This window comes from Poseidonocella sp. HB161398 (assembly GCF_005870025.1).
GTDB lineage: Bacteria > Pseudomonadota > Alphaproteobacteria > Rhodobacterales > Rhodobacteraceae > Mangrovicoccus.
In genome coordinates this window covers 1-20644 of the sequence record NZ_VATA01000033.1, presented here as the reverse complement: position 1 = coordinate 20644, position 20644 = coordinate 1, and the positions used below count along the sequence as shown (strand labels likewise).

The 20644-nt window shown below is 71.5% G+C and carries 16 protein-coding genes and 1 pseudogene; 16 read left to right on the top strand and 1 reads right to left on the bottom strand.

All coding sequences use genetic code 11. The annotated features are described in order from the left end of the window. The first annotated feature begins 67 nt into the window (after positions 1–67). From FGX59_RS22215 to FGX59_RS22190, 6 genes are all read left to right on the top strand, one after another. On the top strand, positions 68–970 hold the full coding sequence (locus FGX59_RS22215; RefSeq protein ID WP_138469323.1) for a LysR family transcriptional regulator: 903 nt from the start codon (positions 68–70) through the stop codon (positions 968–970). Positions 971–1091: 121 nt separating this feature from the next. Beyond that, the gene (locus FGX59_RS22210) at positions 1092–2255 is read left to right on the top strand and encodes an ABC transporter substrate-binding protein (protein ID WP_138469322.1); all 1164 of its coding nucleotides are present in this window, start codon (positions 1092–1094) and stop codon (positions 2253–2255) included. Between the two features lie 53 nt (positions 2256–2308). Continuing rightward, complete coding sequence (locus FGX59_RS22205) at positions 2309–3292, top strand: ABC transporter ATP-binding protein (protein ID WP_138469321.1); 984 nt, start codon at positions 2309–2311, stop codon at positions 3290–3292. Next, positions 3289–4242, top strand: a complete 954-nt coding sequence (locus FGX59_RS22200) for an ABC transporter permease (protein WP_138469320.1) — start codon at positions 3289–3291, stop codon at positions 4240–4242. The genes FGX59_RS22205 and FGX59_RS22200 overlap by 4 nt, the downstream gene beginning before the upstream one ends. Further along, on the top strand, positions 4232–5041 hold the full coding sequence (locus FGX59_RS22195) for an ABC transporter permease (RefSeq protein WP_138469319.1): 810 nt from the start codon (positions 4232–4234) through the stop codon (positions 5039–5041). The genes FGX59_RS22200 and FGX59_RS22195 overlap by 11 nt, the downstream gene beginning before the upstream one ends. Before the next feature lie 16 nt (positions 5042–5057). Continuing rightward, the gene (locus FGX59_RS22190) at positions 5058–6482 is read left to right on the top strand and encodes a gamma-aminobutyraldehyde dehydrogenase (RefSeq protein WP_138469318.1); all 1425 of its coding nucleotides are present in this window, start codon (positions 5058–5060) and stop codon (positions 6480–6482) included. Between the two features lie 3 nt (positions 6483–6485). Here FGX59_RS22190 and FGX59_RS22185 read toward each other — a convergent pair whose 3' ends face one another. After that, on the bottom strand, positions 6486–7499 hold the full coding sequence (locus FGX59_RS22185) for an AraC family transcriptional regulator (RefSeq protein WP_138469317.1): 1014 nt from the start codon (positions 7497–7499) through the stop codon (positions 6486–6488). 163 nt (positions 7500–7662) lie between these two features. Here FGX59_RS22185 and FGX59_RS22180 point away from each other — a divergent pair, with 163 nt between their 5' ends. From FGX59_RS22180 to FGX59_RS22135, 10 genes and pseudogenes are all read left to right on the top strand, one after another. After that, complete coding sequence (locus tag FGX59_RS22180; RefSeq protein ID WP_370296181.1) at positions 7663–9240, top strand: arylsulfatase; 1578 nt, start codon at positions 7663–7665, stop codon at positions 9238–9240. Between the two features lie 91 nt (positions 9241–9331). Beyond that, the gene (locus FGX59_RS22175) at positions 9332–10315 is read left to right on the top strand and encodes an HAD family phosphatase (RefSeq protein ID WP_138469316.1); all 984 of its coding nucleotides are present in this window, start codon (positions 9332–9334) and stop codon (positions 10313–10315) included. Continuing rightward, positions 10312–11307, top strand: a complete 996-nt coding sequence (locus FGX59_RS22170; protein ID WP_138469315.1) for a MoxR family ATPase — start codon at positions 10312–10314, stop codon at positions 11305–11307. The genes FGX59_RS22175 and FGX59_RS22170 overlap by 4 nt, the downstream gene beginning before the upstream one ends. A 10-nt stretch (positions 11308–11317) precedes the next feature. After that, positions 11318–12298 carry a DUF58 domain-containing protein gene (locus FGX59_RS22165; protein ID WP_138469314.1) on the top strand — a complete coding sequence of 327 codons (981 nt, stop codon included), beginning with the start codon at positions 11318–11320 and terminating at the stop codon, positions 12296–12298. Then, positions 12295–12768: a DUF4381 domain-containing protein gene (locus FGX59_RS22160; RefSeq protein ID WP_138469313.1), complete on the top strand. Its 474-nt coding sequence runs from the start codon at positions 12295–12297 to the stop codon at positions 12766–12768. Before FGX59_RS22165 ends, FGX59_RS22160 begins: the two co-directional genes overlap by 4 nt. Then, entirely contained in the window at positions 12765–13748 is a 984-nt protein-coding gene (locus FGX59_RS22155; RefSeq protein WP_138469312.1) for a VWA domain-containing protein, read from the top strand. Before FGX59_RS22160 ends, FGX59_RS22155 begins: the two co-directional genes overlap by 4 nt. Continuing rightward, positions 13745–15310 carry a VWA domain-containing protein gene (locus FGX59_RS22150; RefSeq protein WP_138469311.1) on the top strand — a complete coding sequence of 522 codons (1566 nt, stop codon included), beginning with the start codon at positions 13745–13747 and terminating at the stop codon, positions 15308–15310. Before FGX59_RS22155 ends, FGX59_RS22150 begins: the two co-directional genes overlap by 4 nt. Further along, positions 15307–16545, top strand: a complete 1239-nt coding sequence (locus FGX59_RS22145) for a BatD family protein (RefSeq protein WP_138469310.1) — start codon at positions 15307–15309, stop codon at positions 16543–16545. The genes FGX59_RS22150 and FGX59_RS22145 overlap by 4 nt, the downstream gene beginning before the upstream one ends. A gap of 15 nt (positions 16546–16560) precedes the next feature. Next, positions 16561–18501 carry a cytochrome c3 family protein gene (locus FGX59_RS22140; RefSeq protein WP_138469309.1) on the top strand — a complete coding sequence of 647 codons (1941 nt, stop codon included), beginning with the start codon at positions 16561–16563 and terminating at the stop codon, positions 18499–18501. Positions 18502–20476: 1975 nt separating this feature from the next. After that, positions 20477–20644, top strand: a pseudogene (locus FGX59_RS22135) (IS256 family transposase); the annotation flags it as partial.

Below are 20644 nucleotides of genomic sequence, written 5' to 3'. Positions count from 1 at the left end.
GCTAAGCCAAGGCGGCGGGACGGGCGCGCGCCCCGCCTGCGCCGATCCTTTCCAGCAGGGGACGCCGATGGCCTTCACGCTCAAGCAGCTCCGCTATTTCGTCGCCGTGACCGAGACGGGGACGGTCTCGGGCGCTGCCCAGGCGCTGGCGATCTCGCAATCCGCCGTGACCGAGGCGATCCGCGAGCTGGAGGCCGATCTGGGCGTGCCGCTCTTCCTGCGCCATCCGCGCGGGCTCGACATCACCCACAAGGGCCACCAGTTCCTGCGCCATGCCAGCGGGATCCTCGCGGGGGTGTCGGATGCGCGCAAGGCGCTGTCGGAGGAGGGCGAGGCGCTGGAAGGGCGGCTGCATGTCGGGGTGACCTCGCTGGTCGCGGGCTATGTGCTTTCCGACATCCTGGCGCGGTTCCGCCGCGCCAATCCGCTGGTCGAGGTCAGCGCGCTGGAGGATAGCGGCGACTACCTGGAGCACCTGCTGGTCGGCGGCGAGCTCGACGTGGCGGTGATGGTGACGACCAACATGCGCGACCGCATGGCGCTTCAGACCGAGATCATCGACACCTCGCCCTACCAGCTCTGGCTGCCGAACGGCCACGAGCTGGTGACCCGGCCCTCGGTCTCGATCGAGGATCTGGCGGACGAGCCGATGATCATGCTCAGGGTCGACGAGATGGAGGAGGCGACGCAGAAGCTGCTCTCGGCCTTCGGCGCGCGGCCGCGGGTGGCCTTCCGCACCCGCTCGGTCGAGGCGGTGCGCTCGCTGGTGGCGACCGGGGCGGGGATCGCGCTGCTGCCCGAGATGGTCTACCGCCGCTGGTCGCTCGAGGGCGACCGGATCGTGTCGCGCGATGTCTCCGGACGCCTGCCCGTTGTGCAGGTCGGAACCGTCTGGCGCAAGGGCGCGCCCTTGTCCCGGGTCACGCGGGAATTTATTTCCGCCGCCCAAGCCCATAAGAACACGAGGTAATTTTTCGGTATCTGTTTCTCCGATACCCGTGACGCGAGAATTGAATTTGTGAAACCGAAAGGCTTTTCCCAGGCTTCCCGGCAAGGGAGACCACACTCCCGCCAGAACAGGGAAAGCCATGATGATCCAGATTTTCAGGGGCGGGGCCTCGGCGCTCGCGCTTGCCGCGGCCTCAGCGCTGCCGCTGTCTGCCGCCGAGATGCTGACCGAGCTGGGCCCGGGCGAGGGCACCGTCTCCATCGTCGCCTGGCCGGGCTATATCGAGCGCGGCGAGACCGATGCCGCCTTCGACTGGGTGACCAAGTTCGAGGAAGCGACGAGCTGCAAGGTCGAGATCAAGACCGCCAACACCTCCGACGAGATGGTCGCCTTGATGAACGAGGGCGGGTTCGACCTGGTGACCGCCTCGGGCGACGCCTCGCTGCGGCTGGTCGCGGGCGGGCGGGTGCAGCCCGTCAACACCGCGCTGGTCCCCAGCTGGGACCGGGTCGACGACCGGCTGAAGGACGCGCCCTGGCACACCGTGGACGGCACCCATTACGGCACGCCCTTCATGTGGGGGCCGAACGTGCTGATGTACAATACCGAGGCTTTCCCCGAGCCCCCCGCCAGCTGGAATGTCGTCTTCGAGGAGATGACCCTGCCCGACGGCGAGAGCAATGCGGGGCGGGTGCAGGCCTATGACGGGCCGATCTATGTCGCGGATGCCGCGCTCTACCTGATGGCGCACCAGCCCGAGCTGGGGATCGAGAGCCCCTACGAGCTGAACGAGGCGCAGTACGCCGCCGCGCTCGACCTGCTGCGGGTGCAGCGCACGCTGGTCTCGCGCTACTGGCACGACGCCTTCATCCAGATCGACGACTTCAAGAACGAGGGCATCGTCGCCTCGTCCTCCTGGCCCTTCATGGTCAACCTGCTCAAGGCCGACGGGCTGCCGGTCGACTCGGTCATCCCCGAGGAGGGCGCCACCGGCTGGGCGGACACGCTGATGCTGCATTCCGAGGCAGAGCATCCGAACTGCGCCTACATGTTCATGGAGCATTCGCTGAACTCGAACCTGCAATCCGACCTCTCGGTCTGGTTCGGCGCGGTGCCCTCGGTGCCCGAGGCCTGCACCGACGGCTCGGGCATGCAGACCGCCGAGGGCTGCGCCGCCAACGGGCTGGAGCAGTTCGACCGCATCCGCTTCTGGCAGACGCCGGTGTCGCAATGCGAAAGCCAGGGCAGCTGCGTGCCCTATTACCGCTGGGTCTCCGACTATATCGGCGTGATCGGCGGTCGCTGAGCCGCCGCCCCCGGACCGCGCGCCGGTCCGGGCCCTCTGTGGAAAGACCTGTGATGACTGATGCCGTGACCTTCCGGGGCGTCTCGCGCCATTTCGGATCCGTGAAAGCCGTGGACGCGGTGGACCTGTCGATCCGCGATGGCGAGTTCTTCGCCATGCTCGGCCCCTCGGGCTCGGGCAAGACCACCTGCCTGCGCCTGATCGCCGGGTTCGAGCAGCCCGATGCGGGCCATATCGCCATCTTCGGCGAGGCCGCCGAGGGCGTGCCGCCCTACCGGCGCAACGTCAACACGGTGTTCCAGAGCTACGCGCTCTTCCCGCACATGAATGTGCGCGACAACGTGGCCTTCGGGCTGCGGGTCCGCGGCATCGGCCGCGCCGCGCGCCACCGCGCCGCCGAGGAGGCGCTGGCCCAGGTGGAGCTGGCGGGCTTCGGCGGGCGCCGCGCGGGCGAGCTTTCGGGCGGGCAGCGCCAGCGCGTGGCGCTGGCCCGGGCGCTGATCAACAAGCCCCGCGTCGTGCTGCTGGACGAGCCCCTGGGCGCGCTCGACCTGAAGCTGCGCGAGCAGATGCAGGAAGAGCTGCGCAGCCTGCAGCGGACGCTCGGCCTGACCTTCGTCTTCGTCACCCATGACCAGGACGAGGCGCTGTCGATGGCCGACCGGATCGCGGTCTTCGCCGAGGGGCGGATCCGCCAGGTCGGCAGCGCCGAGGATATCTACCGCCGCCCGTCCTCGCGCTTCGTCGCCGATTTCGTCGGCTCCTCGAACGTGCTGCCGGCCGATCTGGCGGGGGCGGGACCGGCGGGGCGATGGGCCTCGCTGCGCCCCGAGGACGTGCTCCTCGACCCTGCCGGGCGCGAGGCGACGGTGACGGCGCGGGCCTTCCACGGGCGGGTGACCAAGCTGACGCTCGATTTCGGCGGGCAGGCGCTCATTGCGCTGGTGCCCGCGCGCGAGGCGGTGCCCGAGCCCGGCGCCACCGCGCGGATCAGCTGGGATCCGGCCCGCGTCCATGTGATGGAGCCGGGCGCATGAGCCGCGCCGCCGCCGCCCCCGCGATCTTCGCGCCGCGCGCCGGGCTTGCCGCGGGGCTGGCCGACTGGGTCCTGCTCCACCCGCGGATGTTCGTCTTCCTCCTGGTGCTGCCGATCACGCTCTGGCTCGGCATCGTCTATATCGGCGCGCTGATCGCGCTCTTGATCCAGAGCTTCTTCTCGATCGACGAATTCTCCGGGATGGTGGTGCGGGAGTTCACGCTGAAGACCTATGGCGAGCTCTTCCGGCCCTACAACCTGGACATCATCCTGCGCACCGTCGCCATGGCCGCCGCCGTCACCGCCGCGGCCGCGGTGCTGGCCTTTCCGATCGCCTATTTCGCCGCCCGCTATGCCCGCGGCAAATGGAAGGCGCTGTTCTATATCGGGGTGATGCTGCCGCTGTGGTCGAGCTATCTGGTCAAGGTCTACGCGTGGAAGCTGGTGCTGGCGCGCGAGGGCATCCTCAACTGGCTCTTCGCCAAGGCGCATCTGACCTGGCTGCTCGACGCGGTGCTCGCGATCCCGGTGATCGGCGGCAATTCGCTGTCGGTCAGCTATGCCGGGACCTTCCTCGTCTTCCTCTACATCTGGCTGCCCTACATGATCATCCCGGTGCAGGCGGCGCTGGAGCGGGTGCCGGGCCCGCTTCTCGAGGCGGCCGCCGATCTGGGCGCCACGCCGCGCCAGAGCTTCTCGCTCGTGCTGCTGCCCCTGGCGCTGCCGGGGATCGCGGCGGGGTCGATCTTCACCTTCTCGCTGACGCTCGGCGACTACATCGTGCCGCAGATCGTCGGCAATTCGCGCCTCTTCATCGGCCAGGCGGTCTATACCCAGCAGGGCACAGCCGGGAACATCCCGCTGGCCGCGGCCTTCACCGTGGTGCCGATCGCCATCATGGGCCTCTATCTGTGGGGCGCGCGCAGGATGGGAGCCTTCGATGCCCTCTGACGCCCGCGCCCCCCTGGGGCTGAAGCTTGCCGCCTTCGGCGGGCTGGCCTTCCTCCTGGCGCCGATCGCGCTGATCTTCCTCTATGCCTTCTCGACCGAGGAGAAGAGCTTCCAGTGGCCGCCGCCCGGCTTCACGCTGAAATGGATCGGCGTCACGCTGGAGCGGACGGATCTGTGGGAGGCGCTGGTCCTGTCGCTGAAGGTGGCGGCGATCTCGACCGCGCTGGCGCTGGTGCTCGGCACGCTGACCGCCGCGGCGGTGGCCCGCTCGCGCTTCTTCGGGCGCGAGACGATTTCGCTGCTGGTGATCCTGCCGATCGCGCTGCCCGGCATCATCACCGGCATCTCGCTGCGCTCGGCCTTTTCGCTGCTCGACATCCCGTTCAGCACCTGGACGATCGTGCTCGGCCACGCGACCTTCTGCATCGTCATCGTCTACAACAACGCCGTCGCCCGCTTCCGCCGGACCTCCGGCGCGCTGATCGACGCGGCGATGGATCTGGGGGCGGACGGGCTGCAGACCTTCCGGCTGGTCGTGCTGCCCAATATCGCCACGGCGCTGCTGGCCGGGGGGATGCTGGCCTTCGCGCTGAGCTTCGACGAGGTGATCGTCACCACCTTCACCGCCGGGAACCAGGCCACGCTGCCGATCTGGATGCTCGAAGAGCTCGTCCGCCCGCGCCAGCGCCCGGTCACCAATGTCGTCGCGATGGCCGTGGTGCTCGTCACCGTGCTGCCGATCCTCGCGGCCTACTACCTCACGCGCGACGGCGAACACACCGCCGGCGCGGACCGCTAACCGACAGGGAGACCCCATGGACACGCAAATGCTGATCGGCGCCAGCCTCGTCGCGGGCACCGAAACCGAGGAGAGCATCCTCAACCCGCGCACCGGCGAGCTGATCGCCACGCTGCCCGAGGCCTCGCTGGCGCAGGTCGACGCGGCCGTGGCGGCGGCCGGAGCCGCCTTCGCCAGCTGGTCGCGCACCACGCCCGCGGAGCGCTCGGGCTACCTCCTGAAGATCGCCGAGCGGATCGAGGCCGAGGCGGAAAGCCTCGCCGCGCTCGAGGCGCTGAACTGCGGCAAGCCGGGGCCCCTTGCGCTCGGCGACGAGCTGCCCGCGATCATCGACTGCTTCCGCTTCTTCGCGGGCGCCGTGCGCTGCATGACCGGGCCGGTCGCGGGCGAGTACCTGGCGGGCCATACTTCGATGATCCGCCGCGATCCGGTCGGCATCGTCGCCTCGATCGCGCCCTGGAACTATCCGCTGATGATGATGGCCTGGAAGATCGCCCCGGCGATCGGCGCGGGCAACACGGTGGTCTTCAAGCCCTCCGAGCAGACGCCGCTGACCGCGCTGGCCATGGCGCGGATCTTCGCCGAGGTGCTGCCCGAGGGGGTGGTCAACATCGTGCTCGGCCGCGGCGAGACCGTCGGCTCCGCGCTGATCAACCACCCGGCGGTCGCCATGATCTCGATCACCGGCGACATCGCCACCGGGCGCAAGATCCTCGAGGCGGCGAACAAGACCATCAAGCGGACCCATCTGGAGCTGGGCGGCAAGGCGCCGGTCATCATCTTCGACGATGCCGACCTGGAGGCCGCGGTCACCGGGCTGCGCGCCTTCGGCTACTACAATGCCGGGCAGGACTGCACCGCCGCCTGCCGCATCTATGTCCAGTCCGGGCTGCATGACCGCTTCGTCGCCGCGCTGACCGACGCGGTCGCGGCCATTCCCTACGGGCTGGCGGATGACAGCCTCAACGAGATCGGCCCGCTGATCTCGCTGCGCCAGCGCGACCGGGTGGCCAGCTTCGTCGCCCGCGCCCGCGAAGCCGCCCATATCGAGGTGACGACCGGCGGCGCGCTGCCCGAGGGGCCCGGCTTCTACTACCAGCCCACCGTGATCGCCGGGGCGCGGCAGTCCGACGAGATCGTCCGCCGCGAGGTCTTCGGCCCGGTCGTCTCCGTCACCCGCTTCGAGGAGGCCGCCGAGGCGGTCGCCTGGGCCAATGACAGCGATTACGGCCTGGCCTCCTCGGTCTGGACCCGCGATGTCTCGAAGGGGCTGCAGGTCGCCTCGCAGCTGCAATACGGCTGCACCTGGGTGAACACGCATTTCATGCTGACGAACGAGATGCCCCATGGCGGGATGAAGCAGTCGGGCTACGGCAAGGACATGTCCTCCTACGCGCTGGAGGACTATTCGGCCGTGCGCCACGTGATGATCGCGCACTGAGCCCTATCCGGCCCGGGCGAAGGCGCTTGGCGGGCGGCCGGTCCGGCGGGTGAAGGCGCGGGTGAAATTGCCCGGTTCGGCATAGCCGAGCCGGTGGGCGATCTCCGCCACGCTGAGCCCGCCATCGGCCAGCAGCGCGCGGGCCTGGCGCTCGCGCACCCGGCCGAGCAGGTCGCGGTAGCTCAGCCCGTGGACGGCCAGGCGCCGCTGCAGGCTGCGCGGGCCGAGCCGCAGCCGCCGCGCCGCGTGATCGAGCCCGACCGCCTGCTCGCCGAGATCGAGAAGGATCGCCGCCTCGATCGCCTCGACGATCCCGGCCGGCCGTCCGCCGAGCTGGAGGCGGATCTCCTCGGAGCTGGGCGGCGGCGGTCCGGCCGGAAGGGCCGGGCGCGGCCGGGAAAGATCGCAGGCCCTGAGCCCGATGGCAATGTCCGGCGCCTCGAAGCGCCATTCGGCGGGGAAGAGTTCGGCCAGCGCCGCCGCCCGGCCGTCCTTGGGATAGGGCGAGGCGAGCCAGAGCGGCTGCCAGCCGGGCCCCAGATAGGCGCGGACGAAGCCCGCCAGGGCGGGCAGCACATGCTCGGCATGCTGGCGGCCGTCGGCATCGCGGAAGCGCGGCATCCGGTAGCTCCAGACTGCCTCCGTCCCCTGCACCGACAGCGAGAAGCCGGTGCCGCGCTGGAAGAGCGGCAGCGCCCAGGCCAGCCGCTCCATCCCGTCGCGCAGGGTCGGTCCCGCGGCGGCATAGCGCCGCCAGAGGCCGAATTCCGCGCCGGTCATCGCCAGCCCGACGCGCAGCCCGGCCACCGGATCGCCCGCCGCCCGCGCGGCCAGCTCGAAGAGCTCGACCATCGACTGCTGCGGGATCTTCATCGCCGGATCGAGAAGCGGCGCCTCGGGCAGCCGCGCCGCCGCCAGCGCGCGCTCGAGCGCCCGCGCCCCGGCGCGCAGTTCCAGCCAGCGGGGCAGCGGCCCCATGCCGGCAGCGGTGGTGATCGGAAGATCGGAATCGGCCATGGAATTTTCCGGCTGTGTCGCGAAATGATATGCTCATATTCTAATAGAATGTTAACCCTTGACTTGCGGCGGACCGCTCGGCGGACGGGACTCAGGGGATCGGCCGGGAGGACGCGGGCATTCCAGCCGGGCAGGGGGTCCGGTGCTTCTGGAGGACAGACTCGTGGCAACCAAGTTCATTCCGGCCCGGGCGGGCATCGGCGCCTTCGCGCTTGCCGCCGTGGTTTCGGGCATGGCCCTTTCCCAGGAGAGCGGCAGCACGCCGAACATCCTGGTGATCTGGGGCGACGACATCGGCCAGGGCAACATCTCGGCCTACACCAAGGGGCTGATGGGCTACACCACGCCCAATATCGACAGCATCGCCAACGAGGGCGTGATCTTCACCGACTACTATGCCGAGCAGAGCTGCACCGCCGGGCGCTCGACCTTCATCACCGGCCAGTCGACGCTGCGCACCGGCCTGTCGAAAGTCGGCCTTCCCGGCGCGAATGCCGGCCTGCAGGCGGTGGACGTGACCCTGGCCTCGGCGCTGAAGGACCACGGCTACAGCACCGGCCAGTTCGGCAAGAACCATCTCGGCGACCGCGACGAATTCCTGCCGACCGCGCATGGCTTCGACGAGTTCTTCGGCAATCTCTACCACCTCAATGCCGAGGAGGAGCCCGAGAACCGCAACTATCCGCAGGACCCGGCCTTCCGCGAGCGGTTCGGCCCGCGCGGCGTGATCCGCGCCTCGGCCGACGGCGATATCGAGGATACCGGCCCGCTCACCCGCAAGCGGATGGAGACCGTCGACGAGGAGACCGCCGCCGCGGCGATGGACTTCATGCAGCGCGCGGTGGACCAGGGCACGCCGTTCTTCGTCTGGTACAACTCCACCCGCATGCATGCCCGGACGCATGTGAAGGAGGAGAACCGCTCCGCGCCCGGCCTGACCGCGCTGACCGAATATGCCGACGGCATGATCGAGCATGACGCGCTGGTGGGGACGATCCTCGACAAGCTGGACGAGCTCGGCGTCGCCGACAACACCATCGTCATGTACTCCACCGACAACGGCCCGCACCAGAACACCTGGCCGGATGCCGGCACGACGCCGTTCCGCAGCGAGAAGAACACCAACTGGGAAGGCGCCTTCCGCGTGCCCGCGATGATCAAGTGGCCCGGCCATATCGAGCCGGGCTCGATCGCCAACGAGATGTTCTCGGGGCTGGACTGGTTCCCGACGCTGATGGCGGCGGTCGGCGATACCGACATCAAGGAGCGGCTGCTCGAAGGCACGACCATCGACGGCAAGGAGTACAAGAACCATCTCGACGGCTTCAACCAGCTGCCCTACCTGACCGGCGAGACCGACGAGGGCGCGCGCGACGCGTTCTTCTACTTCAACGACGATGGCGAGATGGTCGCCCTGCGCTACGAGAACTGGAAGGTCGTCTTCCAGGAGCAGCGCGCCGAGGGCACCCTTCGGATCTGGGCGGAGCCCTTCACCAAGCTGCGCGTGCCGCTGCTCTTCGACCTGCGCGCCGACCCCTACGAGCGGGCGAACATCACCTCGAACACCTATTACGACTGGCTCTTCGCGCATGTCTTCCTGCTCAGCGCGGCGCAGGCCGAGGCCGGGAAGTTCCTGTCGACCTTCAAGGAGTTCCCGCCGGCGCAGCGCCCGGACAGCTTCTCGATCGACCAGATCCAGGAGGAGCTGAACCGCAGCCTCGAGGCCGCCAGCGGCCAGTGAGGCCGGACCGCATCGCGGAAGGGCCGACCGGCCCTTCCCGTCAGGAACAGGAAGCCGCCCCGGACCTGCCGGGGCCCGTTCGGGGGATGCCATGACCCGCGTGAACCTTCTCTCCGGCCTTGCCGCCGCGGCGCTGCTCGCCGCCGGACAGGCCCATGCCGACCCTCTGCCGTCGTGGAACGCAGGCGGGGCCAAGTCCCGGATCATCGACTTCGTCGAGCGCGTCACCGATCCCGGCTCGGAGGACTATCTGCCCGAAGCGGCGCGGATCGCGACTTTCGACAATGACGGCACGCTCTGGGCCGAGCAGCCGGTCTATTTCCAGTTCCTCTTCGCCATCGACCGGCTGAAGCAGATGGCCGCCGAGGATCCGTCGGTGGCTGGAAGCGACGTGCTGAAAGCCGCCGTCGCGGGCGATCTGGAGACCGTGGCGGCCTCGGGCATGGACGGGCTCCTCGAGATCATCGGCACCACCCATTCCGGCCTGCCGGTCGAGGCCTTCATCGCCGAGGCGCGCGACTGGCTCGCCACCTCCACCCATCCCGGGACCGGCATGGCCTATGACGCCATGGTTTACCAGCCGATGCTGGAGCTGCTGGCCTATCTGCGCGACGAGGGGTTCCGGACCTACATCGCCTCGGGCGGCGGGCTGCATTTCATCCGCGCCTTCGCCGAGGAGGCCTACAACATCCCGCCCGAGCAGGTGATCGGCACCACCGGCAAGGCGAGCTACGAGATCGTCGAGGGCCTGCCCACGGTGATGAAGGATCCGGGGATCTTCTTCATCGACGACAAGGAGGGCAAGCCGCTGGCCATCGAGGCCCGGATCGGCCGCCGCCCGGTCTTCGCCGCGGGCAATTCCGACGGCGATTTCGCGATGCTCGACTGGACGACCTCGGGCGAGGGGCCGCGCTTCGGGCTGATCGTCCACCACACGGATGCACAGCGCGAATACGCCTATGACCGCGACAGCCATATCGGCCAGCTCGCCCGCGGGCTCGACGAGGGGCCGGGCAAGGGCTGGCTGATCGTCGACATGGCGGCCGACTGGGCCCGGATCTGGCCCTCGGAATGACCGTCGCCGCCGTGGTGCCCGGCGAGGCGCGGGAGAAGATCGAGGCGCTGCGCGCGCGGATGGGCGAGGCGATCATCGGCCAGAAGCCGGTGATCGACCGGCTGCTGATCGGCCTGCTCGCCAATGGCAACCTGCTGGTCGAGGGCCTGCCGGGCCTGGCCAAGACCCGCGCGATCAAGGCAATGGCGAAGAACCTCGCCTGCGATTTCTCGCGCATCCAGTTCACCCCGGACCTGCTGCCCTCGGACGTGACCGGCACCGAGGTCTATGCCCAGGCGACCGGCGCCTTCCATTTCGAGGCGGGGCCCCTCTTCGCCAATATCGTGCTGGCCGACGAGATCAACCGCGCCCCCGCCAAGGTGCAGGCCGCGCTGCTCGAGGCGATGGAGGAGCGCCAGGTGACGGTGGCGGGCAAGACCCACCGGCTGCCGCGGCTCTTCATGGTGATGGCGACGCAGAACCCGGTCGAGCAGGAGGGGACCTATCCGCTGCCCGAGGCGCAGATGGACCGCTTCCTGATGCATGTGCTCATCACCTATCCGCCGGTCGAGGACGAGGTGGAGGTGATCCGCCTGGTGCGCGCCGAGGAGATCGCCGCCCAGGGCGCCGCGCCCGCCGGGCGGCCGGTGCCGGTGCCGCAGGAGGCGGTCTTCGCCGCCCGCGCCGAGATCGCCCGGATCGCCGTCGCCCCGGCGATGGAGCGCTACATGGCCGAGCTGGTCCATGCGACCCGCAACCCGTCGGCCTTCGGCAAGCATCTCGGCCGCTGGATCGAGCTTGGCGCCAGTCCGCGCGCCTCGCTGGCGCTGGACCGCTGCGGCCGGGTGCATGCCTGGCTGAAGGGGCGCGACTATGTCGATCCGGTCGATGTGCGCGCGATCCTGCCCGACGTGCTGCGCCACCGGCTGGGGCTGAGCTACGAGGCGCAGGGCGAGGGGATCGCGCCCGATGCCGTGACCGCCGAGATCCTGCGCCAGGTGGCGCTGCCCTGAGGAGGTGAGGATGCGCGACCGCCGCGCCATGATCCGGACCGCAACGGCCGCCGCGCCTGCCGCCGCCGCGTCGGGCGATCCGCGCATCCATGTCGATCTGGCGCATCTGCGCAGTATCGAGGGCGCGGCACGGGCGCTGAGCTTCCTGCCGCGCCAGCCCGCGCGTTCGGTCATGACCGGCCGCCACGGCTCGCGCCTGCGCGGGCGCGGCCTAGATTTCGAGGAGCTGCGCCCCTACCTGCCTGGCGACGACATCCGCGCCATCGACTGGAAGGTCACCGCCCGCACCGGCGCGCCGCATGTCCGGGTGATGACCGAAGAGCGCGACCGCCCGGCGCTGATCGTCGTCGACCAGCGGATGTCGATGTTCTTCGGCTCGCGGCTCAACATGAAATCGGTGACCGCGGCCGAGGCGGCGGCGCTGGCCGCCTTCGCCATCCGCGCCCAGGGCGACCGGGTCGGCGGGCTGGTCTTCGGCGACGCCCAGATGGCCGAGATCCGCCCCTCGCGCAGCCTGGCGGCACTGACCCGCTTCCTCGCCGCGCTGGCCGCCGCGAATGGCGCGCTCCATGCCGAGGCTCCGGCCCGCGCCCCGGTGCCGCTCGCGGAGATCCTGCAGGCGGTGGCGCGGATCGCGCCGCGCAACCATCTGGTCATCGTGCTCAGCGATTTCGACGTCACCGACGCGCAGACCGGCCGCCTGGTCGCGGGGCTGGCGCGGCGCAACGACCTGGTGCTGGGGCTGGTCAGCGATCCCTATGCCGACCATCTGCCGGTGGGGCTGCGCTTTGCCGTTTCCGACGGCGCGCTGCAGGCCGAGATCGACACCGGCGACCGCGCGCAGCATGCCCGGCTGCAGGATTTCGCGACCGAGCGGCTGGCGGCTATCCTCGGCTGGCAGCGGCGCTACGGCGTGCCGGTGCTGCCGCTCTCGGCGGGCGAGCCGACGCTGCCGCAGATGCGCCGGCTGATGGGGCTCGGTCCGCGATGACCGGCGAGGGGGAGCCCGAAAGCCTGATCGGGCTGATCGGACGGCTCGCCGAGCCGCCGCCGCCCGATCCGGTGCCGATGCTGCCGCAGACCGCGGGCTGGGCGGTGGCGGCGGCGCTCCTGGCGGGCGCACTCGCGCTGCTTGCCTGGGTCCTGGCGCGGCGTCGGCAACGCAATGCCTATCGCCGAGCGGCGCTGGCGGCTTTGCGGACGGCCGGGGACGATCCGGCGGAAATCGCGGCGATCCTGCGGCGCGCGGCGCTGGCGGCCTTCCCCCGCGCCGAGGTGGCGGGGCTGGCTGGGCGGGACTGGATCGGCTTTCTCGAGGCGACCGGCCGCGCTGCCTGGCCGCAGCGCGCGGCGGCGGCGCTGCTGGCCGGGCCCTGGCAGCCGCATCCCGCGCCCGCCCCGGATCTCGCGCGCGCCGCGTCCCGCTGGATCCGCCGCCATCGCCCCGGAGCAAGGCGATGATCGTGCTGGCCCAGCCCTGGGCGCTCTTGCTGCTGCCGCTGCCGCTCCTGTGCCACCGGCTGCTGCCGCCGCGGCGCGAGCAGGTGCCGAGCCTGCGCTTCCCCTTCTTCCGGCGCATCGTCGCGGTGGCCGGGACCGAGGCGCGCTCCGGCTCCGTCGTGCCCGCCCGCAACCGGCTGCAGATCGCCGTGGCCGCGCTCTGCTGGGGCCTTCTGGTGCTCGCCATGGCCGCGCCCGAGCGGCTGGGCCGGCCGGTGGCGATCGAGACGGCGGCGCGCGACATCGTGCTGGCCGTCGATATCTCGGGCTCGATGGACAGCCGCGACTTCGCCGCGCCGGATGGCAGCCGGCTGCAGCGGCTCGAGGCGGTCAAGCAGGTTGTCGGCCGCTTCGTCGCCGCCCGCCGGGGCGACCGCGTGGCGCTGATCGTCTTCGGCAGCCGGGCCTATCTGCAGGCGCCGCTGACCGCCGATCTGGACACGGTCGCCGGGCTGCTCGCGCGCACCGAGACCGGCATGGCGGGGCCGCATACCGCGCTTGGCGACGCGATCGGGCTGGCGATCCGCACCTTCGAGGACAGCGAGATCGACGAGCGGCTGCTGATCCTGCTGTCGGATGGCAGCGACACGGCCAGCCGGATGGACCCGGTCAATGCCGCCCAGATCGCGGCCGCGCGCGGGGTGGAGATCGTCACGATCGGCGTCGGCGACCCGGAGGCCAGAGGCGAGGACCGCGTCGACCTGGCCGCGCTCAGGGACATCGCGGCGCGCAGCGGCGGGGCGTATTTCTTCGCCGCCGACCAGGCGGCCCTGCAGGAGGTCTATGACCGGATCGACCGGCTGGCCCCGCGCGAGAGCGCGACGCAGAGCTGGCGGCCGCGCCGGTCGCTGGCCTGGATCCCGATGGGGCTGGCCGCGCTGCTCGGCCTCGGCGCGACCGGCTGGCTGCATCTGGCGGCGCGGCGGAGACCGGCGGCATGACCGGGCTCGCCGTCGCGCTCGAGGCGTTCCATTTCCTGCGGCCGCTCTGGCTGGCGCTGCTGCCCGCGATCCTGCTTCTCTGGGCGCAGGTGCGCCGCCGCCATGCCCGCCGCGCGCTGCCCGCGGCCGGGATCGCGCCGCATCTGCGCGCCGCGCTGACGGTCGGCGGTCGGCGGGGGCGCGGGCTCTTGCCGATCGACGGGGTGGCAACCGCGCTGGCGCTGGCGGTGCTGGGCGCGGCAGGCCCGGCCTGGTCCCGGATGCCCGAGCCGGGGGCGGCCTCCGCCGCGCCGGTGGCGATCGTGCTGGCGGTGACGCAATCGATGGAGACGGGGGACATCGCCCCCTCGCGGCTCGAGCGCGGCAAGCAGAAGATCCGCGATTTCCTGGACCTGCGCGGCGCGGCGCGCACCGGGCTCGTCGCCTATGCCGGGACCGCCCATGCGGTCGTTCCGATGACCGCCGATACCGGCATCATGCTGCCCTATCTGGCCGGGCTCGATCCCGCGATCATGCCGCGTGACGGCGGCGATGCGGCGGCGGCTCTGGCGCTGGCCGCAGAGCTGCTGGCGGCGGAGGGGACGGGCGCGGTGCTGCTCGTCACGGATGCGGTCGACCCGGCGGATGTGGCGGCGCTCGATGCCGCGGAGGTGCCGCTGGCGGTTCTGGCGATGCTGCCCGAGGGCACGCGCGACCGCGGGATCGACGCGCTTTCGGCGCCGGTCGTGGCGGTCGCGCCCGACGGGGCGGATGTGGCGCGGCTCGACCGGATCCTCAATGCCGCCTGGAAGCGCGCCGTGCTGGAGCAAAGCGACCAGCCGTGGCGCGACCAGGGGCCGTGGCTGGCCTGGCCCGCGGCGGCGATCCTGGCGCTGTGGTTCCGCCGCGGCTGGACGATGCAGTGGACGGCCCTGGCGGCGGCGGCCTGGCTGGGTGCCGCGCCCGGCGCCCGTGCGGAGGGGCTGGCCGACTGGTTCTGGACGCCCGACCAGCAGGGCCAGCGCGCCTTCGACCGGAAGGCGTTCGGCACCGCGGCCGAGCGCTTCGTCGATCCGCTCTGGCGCGGCTATGCGCTCTTCCGCGACGGGCAGTATGCGGAGGCGATCACGGTGCTCGACCGGGTGGAGACGGCGCAGGCGGCGATGATCCAGGGGCTCGCGCATGTCCGCTCGCGCGGCTACCGCGACGCGATGGCGGCCTTCGAGACGGCGCTGGCGCGCGATCCGGACTATCCCGGCGCGGCGCAGAACCTGGCCGTGGCCAAGGAGATCGTCGCCTATATCGAGGAAACGCAGGAGGCCTCGTCCACCGGCGACGACAGCGAGATGACGGCGGACGAGGTGGTCTTCGACAACGAGGAGAACCGCGGCGAGGAGACCCGCCAGCAGGTGCCGCAGCCCGGCGCGGGCGAGGGGCCGCTGAGCGCCGAGCAGTGGATGGCCGGGGTGGAGACCGGCACCGGCGTCTTCCTGCGCCAGCGCTTCGCGCTCGAGGCGGCGTCGGCAGCGCAGTCAGGCGCGGCCGGGGAGGGCGCAGCGCAGGAGGGGGCGGCCGAGCCATGAGGCGCCCTGGCATCGCGCTCCTGCTGATCCTGCTTCCCTTCTGCGCCCCGGCGCAGGAGGCGCCGCCCGCCGCGCCGGTCCTGCGCCAGGAGATCGACGCTGACACGGTCGTGCCGGGCCAGGCGCTGGTGCTGCGGCTGACGGTGCTGGTGCCGAGCTACCTGCCGCAGCCGCCCGGCTGGCCCGCCTTCAACGCGCCCGACCTGATGGTGCGCCTGCCGGAGCGCAGCACCGGGCCGGTATCCGCGCAGGTCGGCGGCGAGAGCTGGTCCGGCGTCTCGCGGCGCTATTCGATCGTGCCGCTCAAGCCCGGGGACTTCGTGCTTCCGGCCGCTGATTTGACGGTGACCTGGGCCGATCCGGAGACCAATGCGCCGCGCCGCGCGACGCTGCGCACGCAGGACATCCGCATCACCGCGCGGGTGCCCGAGGCGGCGGCGGGGCTCGATCCCTTCGTCGCGGCCACCGGCCTGACGCTGTCGCGCGAGGTGGAGGGCGATCCCGCCGCGATGGCGCAGGGCGATGCCGTGGCGGTGACGGTCACGGCCGAGATCGCCGGCGCGCCCGCCATGACCATTCCGCCGCTCATCGCGCTGCCCGCAATCGACGGCATCGCCGCCTATCCCGACGCGCCGCAATTCGCCGACACGGCCGATGGCGGGACGCGCCGCGAGCGTGTCGCGCTGGTCGCCGAGGGCCATGCCGCGGGCACGCTCCCGGGCCTGTCCATCGGCTGGTACGATCTGGAAAGCGGCCGGGTCGATACCGCCGCGCTGGAGCCGCTGGCCATTGCGGCGACCGCGCCGGGGCGGGCGCGCGCCGGCCCCGAGATGCGGCGCCGGACCGCGCTGACCTTCGCGCTGCTGGCGATCAGCTTCGGGGCCGGGGTCTGGCTGCGCCGCCGCCTGGCCCCCTGGCGGGCACGGGCCGAGGCGCGGCGGCTGGCCTCGGAACCCTGGGCCTGGCGGCAGCTGCAGGAGGCGCTGGGGCGGCGCGACTTCCCGGGGCTGCAGCCCGCGCTCGATCTCTGGGCGGAGCGCCGCGGCGGGGGCGATGCGCGCGGCGATCCGTCCGTGGCGGCGGCGCTTGCCGCGCTCGGGGCCGCCCGCTACGCTGGCCGGGGGGATGCCGATGCGGCCTGGCAGGCCCTCGCCCGCGCCCTGACGGCGCTGCGGCACCGGGACGGGGAGGAGGCCCGCCCCGCCGCGCTTCCGCCGCTCAACCCGACCTTCTGACAGCCGGATCCCGCGATGCCGCATCTCCTTGCCCTCCTGATTGCGCTCCTGTCGGCGCTGCCCGTCCTGGCGCAGAGCCCGGACTATGCCGGCTCGGATAGCTGCACCGGCTGCCATGCGGAGGAGGCCGCCGCCTGGGCGGGCTCGCATCACGCGCTGGCCTGGACGCAGGCCGCGCCGGGCAACATCCTCGCCGATTTCGACGGCACGCATTTCGCGCTCGGCGACATGCAGGTCGGCTTCTCCGTCGCGCCCGACGGCACCCGCCGCGCCGAGGTGACCGAGCGCGACGGCAGCACCGCCAGCTACGACGTGCACTCGGTGGTGGGCGTGGCGCCCCTGCAGCAGTACCTTTTCGAGACCGGAGCGGGCCGGCTGCAGAGCTTCGACGTGGTCTGGGACACGGAGAAGGGCGGCTGGTTCCACCTTTATCCCGAGGCCAACCCGCCGCCCTCGGACGCGATGCACTGGAGCGGCCCCTACAAGACCTGGAACGGCCGCTGCGCGGTCTGCCATGCGACGGGCTATGCGGCGAACTACGATCCCGCCACGCGCAGCTATGCCTCGGAAGAGGCCGAGATCGGCGTCGGCTGCGAGGCCTGCCATGGCCCGGGCGCGGCGCATCTGGCCTGGGCCGCGCAGGCGGAGACCGCGCGCCAGGCACCGCGCGCGGCCCATGGCTTTCCGGTCGATCTCGGCGATCCGTCGGTGCTGGCCGATGTCTGCGGCGGCTGCCATTCCCGGCGCGAGGCCCATTCCGACGCTTCGCCGGTCGCGGGCACGCCCTATCACGACAGCTACGCGCTATCGCTCCTGCGCCCGGGGCTCTACTGGCCGGACGGGCAGATCCGCGACGAGGTCTACGTGCTCGGCAGCTTCCTGCAGTCGAAGATGCAGGCGAAGGGCGTCACCTGCGCCAATTGCCACGAGCCCCATGGCGCGGGACTGCTGGCCGAGGACAACGGGCTCTGCACCCAGTGCCACAGCCCGGCGGGCAATCCGGACTTCCCGACGCTGCCCTTGAAGGTTTTCGACAGCCCCGGCCACCATCGCCACCCCGAGGGCAGCCCCGGCGCCCAGTGCCGCGCCTGCCACATGCCGGAGCAGGTCTACATGGGCAATGACTGGCGCGCCGACCATTCCTTCCGCGTGCCGCGCCCCGATCTGTCGGCGGAAACCGGCGCGCCGGATGCCTGCACCAGCTGCCACCAGGACCGCGACGCGGCCTGGGCGGCGGCCGTGCTGGAGGACTGGTTCCCCGACAGCACCCATCGCGGTCCGCATTACGGCCAGGTCCTCGCCCGCGGATTTGCCGATCCGGGCGCCGCGGCGGCCGATCTTGCGCGTCTCGCGCGGCAGGCGGACCAGCCGGGCATCGTTCGGGCGACGGCGCTCTGGCTTCTCGGACAGGGCGGCGCCGGACCGGAGGCGGATGCCGTGGAGGCGCTCCTGGCCGATCCCGATCCGCTGCTGCGCGCCGCGGCGATCGACGCGCAGCGCGGCGCCGATCCGCAGCTGGCGGTGCAGCGCATTGTCGGGCTGCTCGGCGATCCGGTGAAGACCGTGCGGATCGCGGCGGCGAAGGCGCTGCTCGGCGCGCCGGTGGCGCGCTTCCCGGCGCAGATCGCGGCAGAGCTGTCCCGGGCGCAGGGCGAATGGCAGGGGGCGATGGCCTCGCGGCTGGATTTCCCCGAGACGCATCTGCAGCTCGGCGGCATGGCGCTGACCATGCGCAATTTCCCCGCCGCCGCGCGGGCCTTCGCCGAGGTGACGGCGCTTGACCCGCAGCATGCCGATGCCTGGGTGATGCAGGCCAGGATCGCCGCAGCGCTCGGCGACGGGGCCGGAGCGCGGCAGATCCTCGGCGAGGCGGTCGCGGCCAATCCCGGCAATCTGGCGCTGGCCTCGATGCTGGCCGAGCTCGAGGGCGAGGCCCCGCGCCTGACCCCGCCCTGAGGCCGCCGCCGGGCGGGCCAGGTGCAGGCGCGGGGCGGTCGGCGCCGCATCTCGAACGAGGCCCGGGACTTGCAGCCCTCGGCTGCCGTCCGGGCGGCCTGCCGGGATGTGGCCGACGGCAAGCTATTCGCTCAGCGGAGACGGACCAGGCTGTATCGGACTGGTGCCGGACCTGCTGCCGCAGCTTGCGGATGCCGGCTTCGGAGCCACGTGCAATGCCCGGCCTTCCTGACCTTTGCTCCGCCCCTCCTCCTGCCATGCGCCGAGAGCCCATGGGCGGCGCCCATGAAAACGGCGCGCCGTTGACGCCGGCATTCGGAGGCTTCCTGTGCCGGCTCCTGGCGGGGACTGATCCCGGCGGTCCGGCATCTCCGCTGAGACCCGACCGATGTTCGCATTCGCTCCGGACCTGATCGGCGCGGGCCAATGGCGGGATCGACATTGGATGTCCGGTCCGGGCGCGGCAGAAGTGCCGGGCGGCCGTGACGGCGAGCGGCAACTCCTGCTGCCCCGGCGGCCGAGCTGGGTGTCTGGCCGAAGCCCGAGGCGGCCAGGGCGCGGAGGCACGCCGGGCCTCGATGCAGCTGCACGCCGAATTCGCGAGCTTCGGCAGCGGGGCCTCCTGCAACCTCGCGGTGCCTTCCCGTGCCGCTGGAAAGAGGAAGGCCGGTGCGAGAGCCGGGGCGCTGTGCGGGAAACCGTCGCGCCGCGCGCCTTCGCGTTCGGCAAGCCGCGCTGCTGCGCAGATCACATGCCGGCCCCCCGGTCCCATGTCCCGGGACAGACCCATCCTGCGGGCATAGCGAGCCGAACGCCGAGGACCGGGTCGCGGTTCGGGACTGCCGCGCGGACCCGCAGGCCCGCAATCTGGCGGCCAAAGCGACGTGAGATCAGCCACTGCCCGAACAGCGTCCCGCGATCCCTGTGCCTTGAGCCGCCTCCGGCGATGATGCCCGCTCCAGCGCCGCCGGATTGTCCGGCCGGGATGCGTCGACGGCTACGAAATCTCGTTCCGCGCCCCGGGGTCCCGCCATGTGCGGCCTGCATGTCCTGGCGCTTCGTCGGGGCGGAATGATTGCCGCGGGCAGCCGGTGGCATCAAGGTCGGCGCGCGCCCGTCACAGCAGAGACTTCCTTGCCCGGCGTGATCCATGCGGCCCGTTCCGGCAGGATCTGGGCGTCACCGACATTGCCGGGTGCGACCTGCCGCCCCGGATCTTCCATGCTTCCCGCCCGGTTGCCAGATGATCTCTCGGCCAGGAACCATCGCGGCGCCTTTTCCGGAGCGGATGCCTCCCGCTCCCGGCATCGCAATGCGCCGCATCGGGTGGTGTCAGAGCGACCACTGAGGGGAGCCGGCGATGACGGAGATCCCCAGGTTCGGCGCCGATCTCGCCAAGTCTCGCTTGGGGGTCCACGGCGTCGGTGCCGTAGGTGCCACCGTCCTGCGGCGGCCCTGCCGTCTGCGGCCGGGTTCCGATCATCGCGCGACGTGCGGGGCAGGCCGGAGCCGACGCCGCATTCGCATCCTGGCGGCGGAGAGATGTTCGGAAGGATATCCGCGACGGGCAGCCGTTGTCTTCGGCGGCGCCCCCGTGCCGGACGAGCTGCCGGAACACCCTGCCCGGAGCGTTTGCGAAGCGCGCACCATGCGACCCGGTGCAGCCAGGCGGGCTTTTCTCGGGAGGCGCGGCCATCGCGCTGCGGGCTGACGCCGAATACGTGGCCGCAGCCGGCCAGAAGCCGGACCGCCGCGAAGGGCCGCTGCCGCGTGGGCGCAAGCCAGGAACGGTCAGAGGCGCCGCCCATGGCCGCGCCTTCGGTTCAGGGCCGCCGGCGAAGGTGAGGACCGCGTTGCGAACTGCCATGTCAGCGCGCGTGCCGGTGACGTCCCAGATCGTGGTGTAGCTTTCGGTGGCCATCGGGTTTCTCGGTAGGGTCGGTTGCTGAGCCAACCTGAACCGAGGGATGCCCCGATGACCAAACCGATGATGGACCTCCGCACGCTTGTCGAGAAGAGCGCCGATGCCGACCTGCTGCGCGAGATGATTGGCTTCGCTGCCGAACGGCTGATGGAGCTGGAGGTCGGCGCCAGGACCGGTGCTGACTATGGCGAGAAGAACAGCGAGCGCCTGGCGCAGCGT

Coding starts and splice junctions, on each gene's coding strand:
- FGX59_RS22160 (WP_138469313.1), top strand. CDS start 12,295: ATGACCGGCGAGGGGGAGCCCGAAAGCCTGATCGGGCTGATCGGACGG.
- FGX59_RS22200 (WP_138469320.1), top strand. CDS start 3,289: ATGAGCCGCGCCGCCGCCGCCCCCGCGATCTTCGCGCCGCGCGCCGGG.
- FGX59_RS22145 (WP_138469310.1), top strand. CDS start 15,307: ATGAGGCGCCCTGGCATCGCGCTCCTGCTGATCCTGCTTCCCTTCTGC.
- FGX59_RS22210 (WP_138469322.1), top strand. CDS start 1,092: ATGATCCAGATTTTCAGGGGCGGGGCCTCGGCGCTCGCGCTTGCCGCG.
- FGX59_RS22195 (WP_138469319.1), top strand. CDS start 4,232: ATGCCCTCTGACGCCCGCGCCCCCCTGGGGCTGAAGCTTGCCGCCTTC.
- FGX59_RS22190 (WP_138469318.1), top strand. CDS start 5,058: ATGGACACGCAAATGCTGATCGGCGCCAGCCTCGTCGCGGGCACCGAA.
- FGX59_RS22170 (WP_138469315.1), top strand. CDS start 10,312: ATGACCGTCGCCGCCGTGGTGCCCGGCGAGGCGCGGGAGAAGATCGAG.
- FGX59_RS22140 (WP_138469309.1), top strand. CDS start 16,561: ATGCCGCATCTCCTTGCCCTCCTGATTGCGCTCCTGTCGGCGCTGCCC.
- FGX59_RS22185 (WP_138469317.1), bottom strand. CDS start 7,499: ATGGCCGATTCCGATCTTCCGATCACCACCGCTGCCGGCATGGGGCCG.
- FGX59_RS22205 (WP_138469321.1), top strand. CDS start 2,309: ATGACTGATGCCGTGACCTTCCGGGGCGTCTCGCGCCATTTCGGATCC.
- FGX59_RS22165 (WP_138469314.1), top strand. CDS start 11,318: ATGCGCGACCGCCGCGCCATGATCCGGACCGCAACGGCCGCCGCGCCT.
- FGX59_RS22175 (WP_138469316.1), top strand. CDS start 9,332: ATGACCCGCGTGAACCTTCTCTCCGGCCTTGCCGCCGCGGCGCTGCTC.
- FGX59_RS22215 (WP_138469323.1), top strand. CDS start 68: ATGGCCTTCACGCTCAAGCAGCTCCGCTATTTCGTCGCCGTGACCGAG.
- FGX59_RS22155 (WP_138469312.1), top strand. CDS start 12,765: ATGATCGTGCTGGCCCAGCCCTGGGCGCTCTTGCTGCTGCCGCTGCCG.
- FGX59_RS22150 (WP_138469311.1), top strand. CDS start 13,745: ATGACCGGGCTCGCCGTCGCGCTCGAGGCGTTCCATTTCCTGCGGCCG.